This window comes from Claveliimonas sp. (genome assembly GCF_037273965.1).
GTDB classification, from domain to species: domain Bacteria; phylum Bacillota; class Clostridia; order Lachnospirales; family Lachnospiraceae; genus Claveliimonas; species Claveliimonas bilis.
Genome location: NZ_JAYAZJ010000037.1, coordinates 1 through 18,197, shown reverse-complemented (window position 1 = coordinate 18,197; position 18,197 = coordinate 1). Strand labels below are relative to the sequence as shown.

At 43.8% G+C, this 18,197-nt stretch carries 20 protein-coding genes, 1 tRNA gene and 1 other annotated feature; of the genes, 18 read left to right on the top strand and 3 right to left on the bottom strand.

Annotated elements, in window-relative coordinates; genetic code table 11:
* The first annotated feature begins 165 nt into the window (after window positions 1–165).
* The 9 genes from WJ238_RS01860 to WJ238_RS01820 all read left to right on the top strand — a co-directional run bounded on the left by WJ238_RS01860 (window position 166) and on the right by WJ238_RS01820 (window position 7,961).
* Complete coding sequence (locus WJ238_RS01860) at window positions 166–450, top strand: hypothetical protein (RefSeq protein ID WP_337605984.1); 285 nt, start codon at window positions 166–168, stop codon at window positions 448–450.
* 3 nt (window positions 451–453) lie between these two features.
* On the top strand, window positions 454–993 hold the full coding sequence (gene ispF, locus WJ238_RS01855; protein WP_316266829.1) for a 2-C-methyl-D-erythritol 2,4-cyclodiphosphate synthase: 540 nt from the start codon (window positions 454–456) through the stop codon (window positions 991–993).
* 19 nt (window positions 994–1,012) lie between these two features.
* Window positions 1,013–2,008, top strand: coding sequence for a GNAT family N-acetyltransferase (locus WJ238_RS01850; RefSeq protein ID WP_316268651.1), 996 nt, complete (start codon window positions 1,013–1,015; stop codon window positions 2,006–2,008).
* A 55-nt stretch (window positions 2,009–2,063) separates the two neighbouring features.
* Window positions 2,064–2,294, top strand: a binding site (T-box leader).
* 41 nt (window positions 2,295–2,335) lie between these two features.
* Window positions 2,336–3,061 (top strand): serine O-acetyltransferase EpsC, encoded by a 726-nt coding sequence (gene epsC / locus WJ238_RS01845; RefSeq protein WP_316266833.1) that lies wholly within the window; start codon window positions 2,336–2,338, stop codon window positions 3,059–3,061.
* Complete coding sequence (cysS, locus tag WJ238_RS01840; protein WP_337605983.1) at window positions 3,048–4,454, top strand: cysteine--tRNA ligase; 1,407 nt, start codon at window positions 3,048–3,050, stop codon at window positions 4,452–4,454. The genes epsC and cysS overlap by 14 nt, the downstream gene beginning before the upstream one ends.
* Window positions 4,439–4,909, top strand: a complete 471-nt coding sequence (locus tag WJ238_RS01835) for a Mini-ribonuclease 3 (RefSeq protein ID WP_337605982.1) — start codon at window positions 4,439–4,441, stop codon at window positions 4,907–4,909. The genes cysS and WJ238_RS01835 overlap by 16 nt, the downstream gene beginning before the upstream one ends.
* A gap of 66 nt (window positions 4,910–4,975) precedes the next feature.
* Window positions 4,976–5,734 (top strand): 23S rRNA (guanosine(2251)-2'-O)-methyltransferase RlmB, encoded by a 759-nt coding sequence (rlmB, locus tag WJ238_RS01830; protein ID WP_230106443.1) that lies wholly within the window; start codon window positions 4,976–4,978, stop codon window positions 5,732–5,734.
* Between the two features lie 23 nt (window positions 5,735–5,757).
* Entirely contained in the window at window positions 5,758–6,372 is a 615-nt protein-coding gene (sigH, locus tag WJ238_RS01825) for an RNA polymerase sporulation sigma factor SigH (RefSeq protein ID WP_230106442.1), read from the top strand.
* 293 nt (window positions 6,373–6,665) lie between these two features.
* Complete coding sequence (locus WJ238_RS01820) at window positions 6,666–7,961, top strand: hemolysin family protein (protein WP_230106441.1); 1,296 nt, start codon at window positions 6,666–6,668, stop codon at window positions 7,959–7,961.
* 19 nt (window positions 7,962–7,980) lie between these two features.
* On the opposite strand, the gene WJ238_RS01815 is transcribed toward WJ238_RS01820, so the two are convergent.
* Window positions 7,981–8,053, bottom strand: a tRNA-Thr gene (locus tag WJ238_RS01815).
* A gap of 141 nt (window positions 8,054–8,194) precedes the next feature.
* Here WJ238_RS01815 and WJ238_RS01810 point away from each other — a divergent pair.
* Both WJ238_RS01810 and pdxR read left to right on the top strand, forming a co-directional pair.
* Window positions 8,195–9,862, top strand: a complete 1,668-nt coding sequence (locus WJ238_RS01810; protein WP_256193967.1) for a glutamine--tRNA ligase/YqeY domain fusion protein — start codon at window positions 8,195–8,197, stop codon at window positions 9,860–9,862.
* Between the two features lie 10 nt (window positions 9,863–9,872).
* Window positions 9,873–11,306, top strand: a complete 1,434-nt coding sequence (pdxR, locus tag WJ238_RS01805; protein ID WP_230106439.1) for a MocR-like pyridoxine biosynthesis transcription factor PdxR — start codon at window positions 9,873–9,875, stop codon at window positions 11,304–11,306.
* A 56-nt stretch (window positions 11,307–11,362) separates the two neighbouring features.
* Here pdxR and WJ238_RS01800 read toward each other — a convergent pair whose 3' ends face one another.
* Window positions 11,363–11,638: a hypothetical protein gene (locus WJ238_RS01800; RefSeq protein ID WP_256193970.1), complete on the bottom strand. Its 276-nt coding sequence runs from the start codon at window positions 11,636–11,638 to the stop codon at window positions 11,363–11,365.
* Window positions 11,639–11,845: 207 nt separating this feature from the next.
* On the opposite strand from WJ238_RS01800, the gene cls reads away from it, so the two are divergent.
* The 3 genes from cls (at window position 11,846) to WJ238_RS01785 (ending at window position 15,221) form a co-directional block, all read left to right on the top strand.
* Window positions 11,846–13,405 carry a cardiolipin synthase gene (gene cls / locus WJ238_RS01795; RefSeq protein WP_316266843.1) on the top strand — a complete coding sequence of 520 codons (1,560 nt, stop codon included), beginning with the start codon at window positions 11,846–11,848 and terminating at the stop codon, window positions 13,403–13,405.
* A gap of 127 nt (window positions 13,406–13,532) precedes the next feature.
* The gene (locus tag WJ238_RS01790; protein ID WP_230106436.1) at window positions 13,533–14,807 is read left to right on the top strand and encodes an adenylosuccinate synthase; all 1,275 of its coding nucleotides are present in this window, start codon (window positions 13,533–13,535) and stop codon (window positions 14,805–14,807) included.
* Window positions 14,808–15,065: 258 nt separating this feature from the next.
* Window positions 15,066–15,221: a hypothetical protein gene (locus WJ238_RS01785; RefSeq protein WP_230106435.1), complete on the top strand. Its 156-nt coding sequence runs from the start codon at window positions 15,066–15,068 to the stop codon at window positions 15,219–15,221.
* Here WJ238_RS01785 and WJ238_RS01780 read toward each other — a convergent pair.
* Entirely contained in the window at window positions 15,212–15,466 is a 255-nt protein-coding gene (locus WJ238_RS01780; protein ID WP_230106434.1) for a hypothetical protein, read from the bottom strand. The genes WJ238_RS01785 and WJ238_RS01780 overlap by 10 nt on opposite strands.
* Window positions 15,467–15,637: 171 nt before the next feature.
* Here WJ238_RS01780 and WJ238_RS01775 point away from each other — a divergent pair, with 171 nt between their 5' ends.
* The 4 genes from WJ238_RS01775 to WJ238_RS01760 form a co-directional block, all read left to right on the top strand.
* Window positions 15,638–16,144: an SEC-C metal-binding domain-containing protein gene (locus WJ238_RS01775; protein ID WP_230106433.1), complete on the top strand. Its 507-nt coding sequence runs from the start codon at window positions 15,638–15,640 to the stop codon at window positions 16,142–16,144.
* Between the two features lie 3 nt (window positions 16,145–16,147).
* Window positions 16,148–16,858, top strand: coding sequence for a YdcF family protein (locus WJ238_RS01770; protein WP_337605981.1), 711 nt, complete (start codon window positions 16,148–16,150; stop codon window positions 16,856–16,858).
* A 30-nt stretch (window positions 16,859–16,888) separates the two neighbouring features.
* Window positions 16,889–17,752: an aldo/keto reductase gene (locus WJ238_RS01765; protein WP_230106431.1), complete on the top strand. Its 864-nt coding sequence runs from the start codon at window positions 16,889–16,891 to the stop codon at window positions 17,750–17,752.
* 60 nt (window positions 17,753–17,812) lie between these two features.
* A partial coding sequence (locus WJ238_RS01760) for an acyl-CoA thioesterase (RefSeq protein ID WP_337605980.1) occupies window positions 17,813–18,197 on the top strand: 385 nt, incomplete at its 3' end.

Below are 18,197 nucleotides of genomic sequence, written 5' to 3'. Positions count from 1 at the left end.
AGAGCATACGGTTCATACCCGTAGTGTCGCTGGTTCGAATCCAGTTCCCGCTATTTGAACAGACATGGTATTAAGAACAATCTTAGTGCTGGGTCTGTTTTTTTGTTTGACAAGCTGGTGCGGGAAATTATATACTTGTACATATGAAAACTGGAGGATGAAAAAATGAGTGATAAGACAAGACACGGACTTTGGCTGGTTGCAGGCGTTTACCTGGCCTATAACGGAATCAGTTTGTTTGTAAATGTTATGAAAGAAAAGCCGGATAATTATATGATGTTTTCAGCGGCAGGCGTGTTGTTTGTTTTGTTTGGGGCTTATATTGCGGTGCAGGGTATAAAAGGGCTGCGTAAAAAGCAAGACAGTACTGAATCACAGCCTGAAAAAGAGGAGACAGAGGTACAGGAGATAGAAAAGAAAGAAGAGAAAGAAAGTAGAGATGGTGAGTAGATTATGAGGATTGGAATGGGATATGATGTTCACAGGCTGACGGAAGGAAGAAAACTGATTCTTGGAGGCGTGGAGATTCCATACGAGAAGGGGCTTCTCGGACATTCGGATGCCGATGTGCTCCTTCATGCTGTGATGGATGCGCTTCTGGGAGCGGCGGCTCTTGGAGATATCGGAAAACATTTCCCGGATACGGATGATGCATATAAAGGAGCTTCCAGCATGAAACTTCTTGCAAAAGTTGGAGAATTGATAGAACAAGAAGTGTACGTTATCAGTAATATCGATGCGACAATTATCGCCCAAAAGCCGAAAATGGCTCCTTATATAGAGAAAATGCGGGAAAATATTGCCGGAGTTCTCCGTATAGATAAAAGTCAGGTGAATGTTAAGGCGACAACAGAAGAAGGTCTTGGTTTCACCGGAACAGGAGAGGGAATCTCTGCACAGGCTGTTGCCTGCCTGGAAACGATTGCAAATTACAGCTATGCAGTTGGTGAAGAAGGGTGTGCCGGGTGTAAGGGATGCCCGCGAGAGGTTTAAAAAGCGGAGGCTTAAGATTATGGAAATCAGAAAATTGGATCCGACAGAGCATTCCGCTACAAGATCCCTGTATGAGGAGGTTTTTTCAGAGGACAGCGAAAGCTTTGTAAATTATTACTATACAGAAAAGACGAAAGATAACATTATTTATGCAGTGACAGAAGATGGGGAAATTCGTTCCATGATTCATCTGAATCCCTATGATGTCATGGTAAACAAAAAAGAGGAAAAGCTGCATTATATTGTGGCCGTGGCAACTCAGGAACCTTACCGGAAGAGGGGGTATATGGCTGCGCTTTTAAAAGAGTCTCTTCAGGCAATGTACCGCCAGGGAGAGCCCTTCACCTATCTGATGCCGGCATCGGAAAAGATTTATTACCCCCACGATTTCCGTACGGTTTATGAACAGACAACAAAATACTGGGAACCGTCAGAGAAGAAGGCAGATATCCGGGAGAGACGGGCAGTGCCTAAGGACGCTGCTTCTATGGCCCGAATGGCAACGGCTGCCCTGGAAGGAAATTTTGATGTCTATGCAAAACGGGAAGAAGAGTATTATGTCCGTCTTATGAAAGAGTACGAAAGCGACGGCGGCTGTCTGATGATCGGTGAAAAGGACGGGGAGATTTTGTGGTGCTGCCCCCGTGTTTCGGAGATTCCCAAGGAAAGACCCAAGATTATGGTGCGGCTTGTGGACGTCAGAAGGATGCTGCTTCTGCTCGATTTGAACTATCTGACAGCAGTTTGTTTTCATGTGACGGACCCTCTGATCGAAGAGAACAACCGGTGTTTCCTTATTACCGGCACGGAAGCTTCCGGTGTTATGCTCATGGAGGGGAAAGAGGAGAACAGCGAAGGTACGCTTACGGTCGGAGCCCTGGCAAGGCTGATCTTCGGAGCGGCCTCAGTGGAGGAGATTGCAGAAGAAAAAGGCGTAAAAATGTCAGACAGGATGAAAAATGAGCTGAAGAAAATCGTACCTTTGTCCCGGATTTTTCTGAATGAGGTTGTATAAAAGGATTTCAGAGGTTGACAAAAGGAAAATTTTCACATAGTATATAACCAACAGTGAAAAGACGAGGAACGGGAAAAGTAATATGGAGTAAACCTGAAAGAGAGAGAATGTCACCGGCTGAAAGCAGTCTCAAGGGGAGACCATATGAAGTGCCCCCGGGAGTTGATCCGGCGAAAGCAAGGAGTAGCCGGATACGTTTTGCAGGCGTTAACTGCCAAAAGCGGAGAATGGGATATGACGTCCTGTTCTTTATAAGAGTGGAACCGCGGATTTATTCGTCTCTTACAGATATACTGTAAGGGACGTTTTTTATTCAAGGAGTGGAGCATGGGACTTATATCATACGTAAAAGAAGAAATACAGGTTATCAGGGAAAGAGATCCGGCAATAAAATCAAATTGGGAAGTCTTTTTATATCCCAGTTTTAAGGTAATATTGAGCTATCGGGTAGCACACCGCCTTTACCGGAAAAAGCATTATTTTCTGGCAAGATGGGTTTCCCAGAGGGCAGCCAGAAAGACCGGGATCGAGATCCATCCCGGCGCCAGGATAGGGAAAGGGCTGTTTATCGATCATGGTACAGGGGTCATTATCGGGGAGACAACTATCATCGGTAACAATGTGACTTTGTATCAGGGAGTAACCCTGGGAGGAACCGGAAAAGAGAAAGGGAAACGGCATCCTACATTGAAGGATAATGTAATGGTGAGCGCCGGTGCAAAGATTCTGGGATCTTTTACTATTGGAGAAAATTCTAAGATCGGTGCCGGATCAGTGGTCTTGAAGGAAGTGCCGCCCAACTGTACTGTAGTTGGAGTTCCGGGAAGAGTCGTGCGGATGGGAGATCAGAAGATTCCCCGTTCCGACATGGATCAGGTTCATTTGCCGGATCCTATCAGCAATGATATCAGGGAACTGCAAAAAGATAATATCCGCCTTCAGAAAAAGGTGAAGGAACTGGAGAAACACATGCGCTGCGTGCGTGATAATTCAATAGAAATCCGGCCGGATGAAGCCGGGGAAGACAAGGAGGAAAATCATGAAAATCTTTAATACAATGACAAGGAGAAAGGAAGAATTTGTTCCGGTGGAGGAAGGAAAGGTAAAAATGTACGTGTGCGGACCTACAGTGTACAATTTTATCCACATTGGAAATGCAAGGCCCATGATCGTATTTGACACAGTAAGAAGATATTTTGAGTACAAGGGCTATGATGTGAATTATGTATCCAATTTCACAGATGTAGATGACAAGATTATCAACAAGGCAATTGAGGAGCATGTTTCCGCAGATGAGATTTCCAAGCGTTACATCGAAGAGTGCAAAAAGGATATGGAAGGGATGAACATTAAACCTGCCACCAAAAATCCTCTCGCCACAGAGGAAATCTGCGGGATGGTGGAGATGATCCGGCAGCTTATTGACAAAGGATATGCCTATGAAAAGAATGGTACAGTATATTTCCGTACAAGAAAATTTGAAGAGTATGGAAAGCTGTCTCATAAAAATCTGGATGATTTAAGATCCGGCAACCGGACCCTTTTGGTAAGCGGGGAGGATGAAAAGGAAGATCCTTTAGATTTCGTATTGTGGAAGCCGAAGAAAGAGGGAGAACCGGCCTGGGAGTCGCCGTGGAGCGACGGACGTCCGGGATGGCATATTGAGTGCTCTGTTATGTCCAAAAAATATTTGGGGGAGGAAATAGACATTCATGCAGGAGGAGAAGATTTGATCTTTCCTCACCACGAAAATGAGATTGCCCAGAGTGAGGCGGCAAACGGAAAAACATTTGCAAAATATTGGATGCACAATGCGTTTTTAAATATTGACAACCACAAGATGAGCAAATCTCTGGGAAATTTCCGTACGGTTCGGGAAATCAGCGAGCAGTATGATCTTCAGATCCTTCGTTTCTTTATGCTGAGTGCACATTACAGAAGTCCGCTGAATTTCAGCGCAGAGCTGATGGAAGCTTCCAGAAACGGTCTGGAGCGAATTGTAAATGCAGCGGAAAATCTGAAATTCCTGTCCGGAAATGCCAAGACAGAAGATATGACTGAAAAAGAGAAGGCAGATCTGGAAAAGACAGAAGATTTTGTGAAAGCCTTTGAAGCTGCTATGGATGATGATTTCAATACAGCAGACGCAATTGCATCTATTTTTGATCTGGTAAAATACTGCAATACGACAGCGGATGGAAACAGTTCCAGAGAATATACAGAGAAGCTGTTATCCGTTCTTCAGAAACTGACAGATGTGATGGGACTGATCGTTAATAAGAAAGAAGAAATTCTGGATGAAGATATTGAGGCATTGATCGAAGAGCGTCAGGCAGCGCGAAAAGCAAAGGATTTTGCAAGAGCTGATCAGATTCGTGATGAATTGGCCGGGAAAGGAATTATTCTGGAAGATACCAGGGAAGGGGTAAAATGGAAAAGAGCTTAGAAGATCGTAACGAGTGGGAATTTGATTCCTGTATGAGAGAAATGTTCGAGATGAGGGATGTGGATGTGCGGGAATATTCCCCCCTCACTCTCGCCTATATCGGGGATGCGATATATGATCTGATCATAAAAAGCCTTATGATAAATGAGGGGAATCAGCCTGTTCAGAAGCTTCACAAAAGAACCAGCTCTTATGTTCAGGCATCGGCGCAGTCCAGAATGATGCGGAAGATTCAGGAATATCTGACAGAAGAAGAGCACGGAATTTACAAAAGGGGCAGAAATGCAAAAAGCGTATCCCCTGCAAAGAACCAGTCCGTGACAGATTACAGACGGGCGACAGGATTTGAAGCTTTGCTTGGCTATCTTTACCTGAAAAAAGAGTGGAAGCGAATGCTGGAGCTGGTGAAGATCGGTCTGGATGATATGGCCTCCCGGGAGTTCCGGGATCTGTAGATTTTGCAAGGGCGAGTTTCACTCGGCAAAGGATAAATATATAAAAGCAAAAAGACAGGAGTAGAAATGAAAGAAAAAAATGCGGAGAGCAATCTTACAGTGATCGAGGGGAGAAATGCGGTGCTGGAGGCATTTCGCTCCGGCAAAACGATTGACAAGCTGTATGTGCTGGATGGATGTCAGGATGGTCCCATCCGTACGATCATAAGAGAAGCGAAAAAAACAGATGCGATCCTTAATTTTGTCAGCAAAGAGAGGCTTGCACAGCTTTCGGAGACGGGAAAGCACCAGGGCGTTGTGGCTTATGCGGCAGCATACAAATATTCAGAAGTAGAGGATATGCTGGCTTTGGCTGAAAGCCGGAAGGAACCTCCCTTTTTGATCCTTTTGGATAATATCGAAGACCCCCACAATCTGGGTGCGATCATCCGTACAGCGAACCTGGCAGGTGCGCACGGTGTTATCATACCGAAACGGCGTGCCGTGGGCCTGACGGCGACAGTAGCCCGGACATCTGCAGGGGCGCTTCATTATACCCCGGTAGCTAAGGTGACGAACCTTGCGAAAACAATGGAAGAGCTGAAGCAAAAAGGACTGTGGTTTGTCTGTGCCGATATGGGCGGAACACAGATGTATGATCTGGATTTGAAGGGGCCGATAGGGCTGGTGATCGGAAATGAAGGAGAAGGGGTCAGCCGCCTGGTGAAGGAACACTGTGATTTCACAGCAAGTATTCCCATGAAAGGAGACATCGATTCTTTAAATGCCTCAGTGGCGGCGGGAGTACTGGCTTATGAGATTGTGAGGCAGCGCATGAGTGTGTAACGTAAGGCTGCCGGAGGGATTATATGTCAAGATATGAGACGATGACCGACGAGCAGCTGATTCGTCGGCTGCGAGGCGGCGACAGAGCCATCATAGATTATCTGATGGAAAAATATAAAGGAATGGTCCGCAAGGAGGCCAAGGCAATGTATCTTCTTGGGGGAGAGAGTGACGACCTTATCCAGGAAGGGATGATCGGCCTTTTTAAAGCGGTTCAGAATTACGATGCAGATCAGGAGTCGTCCTTTTACAGTTTTGCTAAACTGTGTGTGACAAGGCAGCTTTACAGTGCGATCGAGGCGTCCCGCCGGAAAAAGCATATTCCTCTTAATTCCTATGTGTCTCTCTACGAAAATGAAAACGACGAGGAGAATACCAATCTTCTTGATACAATAGAGGCCGGGAAGGAAAGTAATCCGGAGCAGGCGTTTTTGAGTAAAGAAAATGCCCGGAGGTTGGAAAAAGAGTTGGGAGAAAATCTAAGTGATCTGGAGAAACGTGTATTGTATCTCCACCTTCTTGGGACGGATTACCGGACAATTGCGGAGCTGCTGGATAAAAGTCCGAAGACAGTAGATAATGCCATTCAGAGAATCAAAGCAAAAACAGAAAAGATTCTTTTGAAAGAAGAGGATTGACAGAAAGTTTTTGCTGTGATATCTTATTATTCATCTGAAAGCTGTATAAAGTGAGCATTCAGGATATCAGAAAAGAAAGGTGTGATCAAATACATGGATGACAGTGGAGAAAGCGACACTGAACAGGAAAAAAATACTCAGGTAGAAATCAGAAAAAAAATCCATGTAGAACATTATGAATAGATAAGGGTATAGCCTGCACAGGTCTGTATATAGAAAAGCCTGTGCGGGTTATACCCTTCTGCGGTTTTTACAGCGATATTTGTGCTTGAGATTAGGAGGAAAATATAAAAATGATAGGACCAATTGTACTGCAGATTGTGCTGATTTTATTAAACGCTACATTTGCAAGTGCTGAAATTGCAGTAATTTCCATGAATGAGACAAAGCTTAGAGTTATGGCGGAAGAAGGGAATAAGAAAGCCCGCCATTTGTATACACTGACGGAACAGCCTGCCCGTTTTCTGGCTACAATACAGGTGGCGATCACTCTGGCGGGACTTCTGGGAAGTGCTTTTGCGGCGGAAAGTTTTTCGGGACCTTTGGCAAAATGGATTGTAGGACTTGGGGTGGAAATACCGGAAAACGTCATCAAATCAGTCTCACTTGTGCTGATTACTCTTGTACTTGCCTACTTTAATCTGGTATTCGGTGAACTTGTTCCCAAAAGGATTGCCATGAAAAAATCAGAGCAGCTGGCACTGGCTCTTTCCGGGCTCCTCTACGGAGTTTCCAAAGTGTTTGCGCCCCTTGTGTTTCTGCTTACCGGATCAACCAATGGGATTTTAAAACTAATGGGAATTAATCCGGAAGAAGAGGAGGAACAGGTGACGGAAGAAGAAATCCGTATGCTTCTTGTGGAAGGAAAAGATCAGGGGAATATTGATGAAGAAGAAAGTGAAATGATAAGAAATGTCTTTGAATTTGACGACATTTCTATTGAGCAGATCTGCACGCATCGGGTGGATATGGAAACACTTTATCTGGATGAAGATGTGAGTGAATGGGAAGCCAGAATACATGCTACAAGACATACCCATTATCCGGTGTGCAAAGAAAACCAGGAAGATATCGTGGGAATCCTCGATACAAAGGATTATTTCCGGCTGGAAGATAAGAGCAGGGAAAATGTGATTCATCATACACTGGAAAAACCATTCTTCGTGCCGGAAACCATGAAGGCAAACACGCTTTTCCAGAAGATGAGAGAAAAGAGAGTATATTTTGCGGTACTTGTAGATGAGTACGGCGGCGTCAGCGGCATTATTACCCTTCATGATCTGATAGAGTCCCTGGTAGGCGATCTTTATGAGCAGGATGAAGCAGAGGAACCGGAAGATATTGTGAAAATCGGTGAAAATCAGTGGAAGATCCAGGGAAGCGCCGATGTAGAGGATGTGGAAGAGGAATTAAAAATAGAAATTGCAGAAGATGATTATGACACATTTGGCGGATTCGTGTGCGGCGTCATTGACCGTATACCGGAAGACGGGGAATGTTTTTCATGTGAAACAGAAGAGCTGCAGATTGATGTGCTGAAGGTGGAAAATCACAGAATCGTTGAGATGATAGTAAAAAAGAACTCCTGATATTCAGGAGTTCTTTTCAAGCTGCCTAGCGGACTTGAACCGCCGACCTCCGCCTTACCAAGGCGACGCTCTACCGACTGAGCCAAGGCAGCACATATTTTTTATGCAACGTGATTAATATACAATATGCAAGGTGGTTTGTCAATGGTTTTTGAAAATAATTCTATTGTCGATTTTTTGGAAGTATGATAAGATAAAAGCCATGATTAGATTATAGTTAGCAGGAGGTTGCCATGGGAGAAGAAGTGGTTTCTAAAAATTTTATTGAACAGGAAATAGATAAAGATCTGGCAGAAGGTGTTTATCAGAATGTTTGCACCCGGTTTCCGCCGGAACCAAACGGTTATCTTCATATTGGGCATGCAAAATCAATTCTTTTAAATTATGGACTTGCAAAAAAATATAATGGAACATTTCATTTAAGGTTTGATGACACAAATCCTACAAAAGAAGATATGGAATTTGTGGAATCCATCAAAAAAGATGTGGAATGGCTGGGGGCTGACTTTGGTGATCATCTGTACTATGCATCCGACTATTTTGATATTATGTATGAATGTGCAGTAAAACTGATCAAAAAAGGAAAAGCTTATGTCTGTGACTTAAGCCCCGAAGAAATCAGGGAGTACCGCGGAACGTTGACAGAACCGGGGAAAAACAGTCCTTACAGAGAGCGTTCTGTGGAAGAAAATTTAGCGCTTTTTGAAGAGATGAAAAACGGCCGGGTGGAAGATGGAAAAAGAGTTCTTCGTGCAAAAATTGATATGTCCTCGCCTAATATCAATATGAGAGATCCTATTATTTACCGTGTGGCGCATATGTCCCATCACAATACAGGAGATAAATGGTGTATTTATCCGATGTATGATTTCGCTCACCCTATTGAGGATGCGGTGGAAAAGATTACCCACTCCATCTGTACACTGGAATTTGAAGATCACAGACCGCTGTATGACTGGGTGGTAAGAGAATGTGAGTTTGATCCGGCTCCGCGTCAGATCGAGTTTGCCAAGCTGTATCTGACAAATGTTGTGACAGGAAAACGTTACATTAAGAAGCTGGTGCAGGATGGTATTGTGGATGGATGGGATGACCCGCGCCTTGTTTCTATTGCGGCCCTTCGCCGCCGCGGATTTACACCGGAATCCATTAAAATGTTTGTGGATATGTGCGGTGTTTCCAAGAGCCAGAGCTCTGTGGATTACGCGATGCTGGAATACTGTATCCGGGAGGACTTGAAAATGAAGCGTCCGCGTATGATGGCGGTGCTGGATCCCATAAAACTGGTGATCGACAATTATCCGGAAGACCAGGTGGAATATCTGGATGTTGCCAACAACCTGGAAAATGAAGACCTGGGGACGCGAAAGGTTCCTTTTGGACGGGAGCTGTTCATCGAACGGGACGACTTTATGATCGAGCCGCCGAAGAAATATTTCCGTCTGTTTCCGGGAAATGAAGTGCGCCTGATGCATGCTTATTTTGTGAAATGTGTAGGATATGAAACAGATGAACAGGGAAATGTAACAGTAGTGCATGTGACATATGATCCGGAGACAAAGGCAGGGACAGGATTTACCGGACGGAAGGTAAAAGGAACGATCCACTGGGTGCCGGCCAGCCATGCACAGAAAGCAGAGGTTCGGCTGTACGAGAATCTGGTTGATGAAGAAAAGGGCGTCTATAATAAGGAAGATGGTTCTTTGAATCTGAATCCTAATTCTCTGGAAATTCGAAGGAACTGCTATGTGGAACCGAGCTTTGACGGATGTGGGGCGTATGACAGTTTCCAGTTTGTACGGAACGGATATTTCTGCATTGACGCCAAAGATTCCGCTCCGGATGCACTGGTGTTTAACAGGATCGTTTCGCTGAAGAGTTCATTTAAATTACCGAAATAAAGAAGGAACCATGCATGAATTAACGATTAATTTACGACCGTCAGATAAAGAGCCTCTTTATGAGCAGATTTACACTTATATTAAAGATGAGATCAGAGCCGGAAGGATCCTGTGCAAGGAGAAGCTTCCGTCTACAAGAGCGCTCTCCTCTTACCTGGAGGTCAGCAGAAGCACGGTGGAACTTGCCTATGAACAGCTTTTATCCGAGGGATATATTGAATCAGTGCCTTACAGAGGTTTTTTTGTAGCGCAGGTGGACGAGCTGTATCATTTGGAGGCGGAAAGAAAAAAGGATTCTTTTCTGGAGAAAAAAGAGGAGTCCAGGGAACAAATGGAAATAAACGGGGAAAAGAAAATCAAGTATGATTTTACTCCCAATGGAGTGGATTTGAAAAGTTTTCCCTATAATACCTGGCGGAAGCTATCAAGAGAGATTTTATCCGATGACCGCACGGAACTGTTCCGGCTGGGAGATCCAAGAGGTGAGTATGAGTTTCGGAGTGTGATCTGCCGGTATCTGTATCAGGCAAGAGGAGTGAACTGTACCCCGGAACAGGTTATCGTGGGAGCCGGAAGCGATTATCTCATGATGCTTTTTTGCACCATTATCGGAAGAGATCATGTGATCGCAGTAGAGAACCCCACTTATAAGAAGGCTTACAGATTGTTTCAAAGTCAGGAGTATAAAGTGATGCCTGTTCCTATGGACGGGATGGGAATGAAGATAGATCCTCTTAGAAAATCAGGGGCAGATATTGCATATGTTACGCCGTCCCATCAGTATCCCACAGGGATCGTAATGCCTATAGGCAGAAGAATGGAGCTTTTGAAATGGGCGGAGGAGGAAGAAGGACGCTATATTGTAGAAGATGATTATGACAGTGAATTTCGTTATAAAGGGAAACCGATCCCGGCCCTTCAGGGCTATGATGCCCATGGAAAAGTAGTGTATCTCGGCACATTTTCAAAGTCGATTGCTCCGGCTATCCGTTTAAGCTATATGGTGCTTCCACCGGAGCTTTGTGAAGCCTACCAGCAAAAGTGCCGGTTTTTAAGCTCCACTGTTTCCAAAGTAGATCAGCTGATCGTATGCCGATTTATTGAGGAAGGCTATTATGAGCGTCATCTGAATAAGACAAGGGCGCTCTATAAAAGCCGCCATGACCAGTTGATCCTGGGACTTCGGCCATTGGCAGGACAATGCCGGATATCCGGAGAAAATGCAGGTGTGCATCTTCTTTTGCATTTCCCGGGAGGCCGGGAAGAGTCAGAGTTGATTCTCCGGGCGGCGGAAGAAGGGATCAAAGTATACGGATTATCCGATTATATTGTAGATGAGGACGAGAAAAGGGAAGAAGCAACGATTTTGCTTGGATATGCCAATATGTCGGAAGAGAAGATTAAAGAGGCGTGCGCTGTCCTTGGGGAAATCTGGAAAAATTGATAAAAAATAGCAGAGGATACAACAAAATTACATTCCGCTGTATCCTCTGTTATTTTTTAATCCTCAGAATCTTCCTCTTCAGAGTTGCTTTCCTCTTCCTTCGTTTCCTCTTCGGCTGTTTCTTCCGTTTCCTTCGGGGTTCCGCCAAGGGGGACATATTCACGGTCAGTGACAGGTTTCAGATCATTATCAAGATCAAAGTCATCGTCTTCAAAGTCATCAGAATCTTCTTCCGGTGTATCTTTAGAAGACTTTTTCAGATAATAAATAAGTCCGGCGATTGCGCTTCCTACAGCGGCCAGTCCTAATAAACGTTTTAACCATTTAGACATATATGTGGCTCCTTTCTCTGCTTTGCAAATATGTTAAGATATATTGTAATACTTTTCGAAAGAAAAAGGAAGGGGGGAGCGTTAAATATTGTACTGAATTTGGACCTTCTGTTTGGAAGAGTATAGACAGTTCGGATTCACTGTAGATGAGTTGTGGAGATCTTGAAAGTATGTTACACTATATGTTGTGTTTAGAAGGAGGTACATATGGATCACAAAGAACCAGGAAAGGCAAAGAAAGGCTTGTCAAGAATTATATTCAGCCGGACGGGTTTCATTCTTTTGCTGATCCTGATACAGCTTGGAATATTTGTCATTACAACGAATCTGCTGCAAAACTATGCAATGTTTATCCACGGGACGATGACAGTATTGAGTGTCATTGTGGTAATCTACATCATTAATTCTGAAGATAACCCAGCTTTTAAAATGACATGGATGCTGTGCATTGTGGGATTACCGGCAGTGGGAACGCTTTTCTATATATATGTAAAAACCCAGGGGGGAGTACGATGGATGGGGAAACGTCTGGCTACGCTCCGGATTGAGACGGATTCGTATATGCTGCAGGACATGGATGTGGTAGATGCCCTTAGAGCCAGCAAGCCGGCGAATGCCAACCTTGCATATTATCTGTCTCATCACCTGGGATTTCCGGTATATCGTAATACGGAAATCACTTATTTCCCGCTGGGTGAGGATAAGTTCCGTGCAATGATCCCGGAATTGGAAAAAGCCCGGAAATATATTTTTATGGAATACTTTATTGTGGAGAAAGGGTATATGTGGGACAGTATTTTGAAGGTTCTCACCCGGAAAGCAAGAGAAGGGGTGGAAGTCAGATTTATGTATGACGGCACCTGCGCGATTTCCATGCTTCCCTACGATTATCCTTCAGAGCTGGAAAGCAGAGGAATAAGGTGTAAGATGATGAACCCTATCAAGCCTTTTTTGTCCACAGTACAGAATAACCGAGACCATAGAAAGATCTGTGTGATAGATGGAAAGGTTGGTTTTACCGGCGGAATTAATTTGGGTGATGAATATATCAATCGAAAAGAAAGATTCGGGCACTGGAAGGATACGGCGGTTATGCTGAAAGGGGATGCAGTGCAGAGCCTTACAATGATGTTTCTGCAGCTGTGGAACATCGATGAAAAGCGGCCGGAGAGGTATCAGCGGTATCTGACGCCCAGAAAAGACGGACTGAGAAGGGAATTGGGATATGTGCTCCCCTATGGGGACAGTCCTTTTGATAACGAAAACGTAGGGGAAGAAGTCTATTTCCATATATTGAATCACGCAAAGAAATATGTACATATTATGACGCCTTATCTTATATTGGACAGTGAGATGATCTCTGCGCTTACAAGAACTGCAAAGAGCGGAATCGAAGTAATCATTATCATGCCGCATATACCGGATAAATGGTACGCATTTGCATTGGCTAAAACTTATTACAGAGAATTGATCCGGGCAGGAGTGCAGATCTATGAATATACACCGGGATTTGTACATGCGAAAGTCTTTGTCTCAGATGACGATACGGCAACAGTCGGAACGATCAACTTGGACTATCGGAGCTTGTATCTGCACTTTGAATGCGGTGTATTTATTTATAACAATTCAGTTATCGATAAAATTGAAAGAGATTTTCAGCAGACTCTGGCAAAATGCCACAAAATCAGCCTGTTGGATGTAAGAAAGAGAACAATGCTGACCAAACTGGCAGGTCAGGTGCTGCGTCTTTTTGCTCCTCTTATGTAGAAGAAGGAAATCAGATAGATTAGCAAAAATAATAATGTACAATAAGAAAAAAATATAGTATAATGCTTATGGCTGTTAAAGAGCAGCTATTGGATAGTAATGTAAATGACACACAGGAGGAATTGATATGGTAAAAGCAGTAGTAGGCGCCAACTGGGGCGATGAAGGTAAAGGGAAGATTACCGATATGCTGGGAGAAAATGCGGATATTATTGTCCGTTTCCAGGGAGGAGCCAATGCAGGGCACACGATCATAAATGATTATGGTAAATTCGCACTTCATACACTGCCTTCCGGCGTATTCTACAGCCATACAACAAGTATCATTGGAAATGGAGTGGCCCTTGATGTGCCGAGGTTATTTGAGGAGATCCAGTCCATTGTGGAAAAGGGGGTTCCTATGCCTAAGATCCTTGTATCGGACCGCGCGCAGATGGTAATGTCCTATCACAAAAATTTTGATGCCTATGAGGAAGAAAGGCTGGGAGGCAAATCTTTTGGCTCTACAAAGTCCGGAATCGCGCCGTTTTATTCAGATAAGTATGCGAAAATCGGCTTCCAGGTGAGCGAGTTGTTTGATGATGAGCTTCTGAAGGAAAAGACAGTACGCGTGGCGGAACAGAAAAATGTACTGCTTGAGCATCTCTACCATAAGCCATTGATAGATCCTGCTGATTTATATAATGAGTTGCAAGAATATAAAAGAATGATAGAGCCATATGTGTGTGATGTGGCATTGTTCCTTCATAATGCGCTGAAGGAAGGGAAAGAAATCCTTCTGGAGGGACAGCTTGGTTCTCTGAAGGATCCCGATCACGGAATTTATCCGATGGTCACTTCTTCTTCCACCCTTGCTGCATACGGTGCAATCGGAGCGGGAATCCCTCCATATGAGATTAAAAAGATCATCACAGTGTGCAAAGCATATTCCAGCGCTGTAGGGGCAGGAGCTTTTGTTAGTGAGATCTTCGGGGAAGAGGCAGATGAGCTTCGCCGCCGGGGAGGTGACGGAGGTGAATTTGGAGCTACCACGGGACGTCCGAGACGTATGGGATGGTTTGACTGTGTTGCTTCCAAATATGGCTGCAGGCTGCAGGGAACGACAGATGTGGCTTTCACGGTTCTGGATGTTCTGGGATATCTGGATGAGATTCCTGTGTGCGTGGGATATGAAATTGACGGAGAAGTGACAACAGACTTCCCGACTACACATCTTCTGGAAAAGGCAAAACCTGTATTAAAGAAGCTTCCGGGATGGAAGTGCGATATCCGTGGAATTAAAAAATATGAAGATCTTCCGGAAAACTGCAGAAATTATATAGAGTTCGTAGAAAAGGAGATTGGATACCCGATTACAATGATCTCAAATGGACCGGGGCGTCATGATATTATTTATCGGTAATTAAAGGGCGGATATAACAAATAAAATTGAAAAATAGTTCGTACAAAAGCGGAAAAAGTGTCAAAGATGACAATTTTTCCGCTTTTTTTAAGAAATTCCTTAGTTTTATTTTATCTATTTTCCACAGACTGTACATATTTAACTGCTATACTTGAATCTGTAAACAAAAAGAGTCATAACATCGGAAAATAGCAAATATAATAATAAAGCCGAAAGATTTGGATAAAAAGAAAGTCAGTAAAGAACGGAGGTATGAACATGAGACATGATATGAGAAAAAGCGGCAGCCAGGAAATCATATCCCTGGAGGAATATCTGGACAGAAGACAAAAAATAAAAGAAAAAGAATCCAAAAAAGAACAGAGAAAAACAGAAAAGAGCCCCGCCTGGATGTGGGCAGAGCTTTACGTTTGATTATCCTGTTCCGTATCATCCTTATAGGAAAGCTCATCTGGCTTCTGGTGATCGCCTCTGATATTTTTGTATACCAGTGTGTAGGCATAAAGAAGGACAGGGATAATGATCGTACAGGCAATGGAAGCTTTCAGCATTCCCATTGCAGCAGAGCGGTCTGTGAAAGCAAAAAATAAAGTGCTTCCATATAAGGCGAAAAGCAAAACAGCGCCGAACAATGCAAGAAAACGTTTCATTTTTTTCATAAGCAGAAATCCTTTCTTTATGCAGCAAGAGGAAGCTTTTGCCGCAAGTTTGTCAGATGTTTCATATTATATATGGAAACAGTGAAAAAATCAAATACTGGCTCTTTGAAAAAAATGGAAAATGGTATATAATAATTCGTGCAGAATAACTTACAAAGGAGTATATAGAATATGAGCAATACATTATTAGAGCAGTGGAGAGCAGTTGCTTATAATGAAAAATCAGACAGAGGACAGCTTCAGCAATTCTGGGCATCCTATTTTCAGATTGAAAAGGAGATCTACGAACAGCTTCTTTCTAATCCGGAAGAAGAGGTAAGAGGGACAGTAAAAGAGCTGGCTGAAAGATATCATCAGAGCGTCATGACAATGGTAGGTTTTCTGGACGGCATTGATGAGAGTCTGAAAGTTCCGAATCCCATTGAGACAATGGATGAGGATACAGAAGTAAACCTTGTATATGATAAAGAACTTCTGTATAAAAATATGGTGGCTGCAAAGGCGGACTGGCTTTATGAACTGCCGCAGTGGAAAGAAATTTTTTCAGAGGAAGAACGGAAAAAACTATACAAAGAGCAGAAGGAATCCGGTACAATACGCAAGGGCAAAAAAGTGGGACGAAACGATCCTTGCCCATGCGGAAGCGGAAAGAAGTATAAAAAGTGCTGCGGAAGATAGAAAATGACTGAACTGGGTATATTCTGTCTGTTGTATTTTGTATTAATACGTCTGGCAATGGGAAAGTGGACCTCTACATTTGCAGGCTTCTGGGCGGCAGCCGGGATCGGCTGTCTGGCTGTCCGTCTGCTGACGGCATATCTTCCGGAATGGCTGGAAACGGTGGTGTGGTTCGGTTTTTTCGTTGCCATTTTTATTTTTTTGGCTGTAGAGATCAGAATTTTTTCGGAACTTTTGAATAAACAGGAAAAGAAGTGCGACTACCTGATCGTATTGGGCGCACATATAGAGGGCGATCAAGTTACAAATTCGTTAAAAAGACGTTTGGATAGAGCGATGCAGTATAAAGAGAAATTTCCAAAGACCCGGATCATTGTTTCCGGGGGGCGAGGTACGGGTGAAACAGTCACTGAGGCAGAGGCAATGAAGAAGTATCTTCAGCAGCATGGGATAAAAGAGAGCTGCATTGAAATGGAAGATCAGTCAACGACGACAAAAGAAAACCTTGCGTTTTCGGCAGCAATGCTTCCGGATATGAATTGTCCGGTGGGGATTGTGACCAATAATTTTCATATTTACAGGGCAAGACAATACGCCAGGAAACTTGGATATCAAAATACATGCGGCATTCCGGCAGGGTGCAGCAGGATCTTGCTTCTTAATTATGCAGTAAGAGAGTTTTTTGCAGTGTGGAAGATGTGGATTTTGGGATAGACTATAGAGGACCGGAAGGAGAGAAAAGCGATGAAGGATATGTATGATGCGTTTCAGTTGAATAACGGTGTGGAAAATCCGTGTATCGGATTTGGTACATTCAAAGCGGCTGACAGTAAAAGTGCGGAGATTATAAGGACAGCCATTGACGCTGGATACCGATATTTTGATACTGCATCTTTTTATGGAACGGAAGGATATCTGGCCGAGGCAATCAAAGCCAGCGGCATAAAACGAGAAGAGCTTTTTATTACATCAAAAGCCTGGAAAACAGAAATGGGATATGAAAATGTAAAAAAGGCTTTTGAGAAGACACTGGAGACACTTGAGACAGATTATCTTGATATGTATCTCATCCATTGGCCCTTGCCGGAAGAAGGCTATAAAGACTGGAAGAGACTGGATATTGAGACCTGGAGAGGAATGGAGGAAATTTACCGGAGCGGCCGGGTAAGAGCGATCGGTGTAAGCAATTTCCTGCCTCATCATATCGAGAATCTTCTTCAAAATTGCGAAATCAGGCCGGCTGTAGATCAGATTGAATTTCATCCGGGCTATACTCAGGAGATGACGGTTCAATACTGCAAAGAAAAAAATATTCAGGTTCAGGCCTGGAGTCCCATAGGGAGAAGCGCGCTCCTTAATCATGAAATGCTGATGGAGATCGCTGATTCCTACGGAGTTTCTGTGGCGCAGCTGTGCATTCATTATGCCCTTCAAAGGGGAATTATTCCGCTTCCGAAATCCTCTACAATAGAGAGAATGAAGCAGAACCAGGATGTATTTGGTTTTGAGATCAGCAAAGAAGATATGTACCGTATTGGAACAATGGCTCAGGCCGGCTGGTCAGGACTGCATCCAGACTTTGGGAGTATACGCGGGGCTTCCAAATAGATTTTAGTCAGACTGGGCAGGTGAAATCCTGGGAAAGGTAAGAGAGAAAGGCGGAGCAAAATGAACAATATCAGGCCTTACAGGCATAAAGTACAGTATTATGAGACAGACCAGATGGGAGTTGTACATCATTCCAATTATATCCGTTGGTTTGAAGAAGCAAGGACAGATTTCATGGAACAAATGGGGATGGGGTACGATGAGATGGAAAGGAGAGGGATCGTAAGTCCGGTCCTTTCTGTGGAGGCAGACTATCGCCGGATGGTTTACTTTGGGGAGAGCGTTACAATAGAGACGAAAATCCGGGAATATAACGGGATCAAAATGACAGTGGAGTATGAGATCGTTGATGATAAAACAGGTATGGTACACTGCCGGGGACTTACAAAGCACTGCTTTTTAAACAGCAAGGGCAGACCGGTTTCCCTGAAAAAAGATTTTCCTG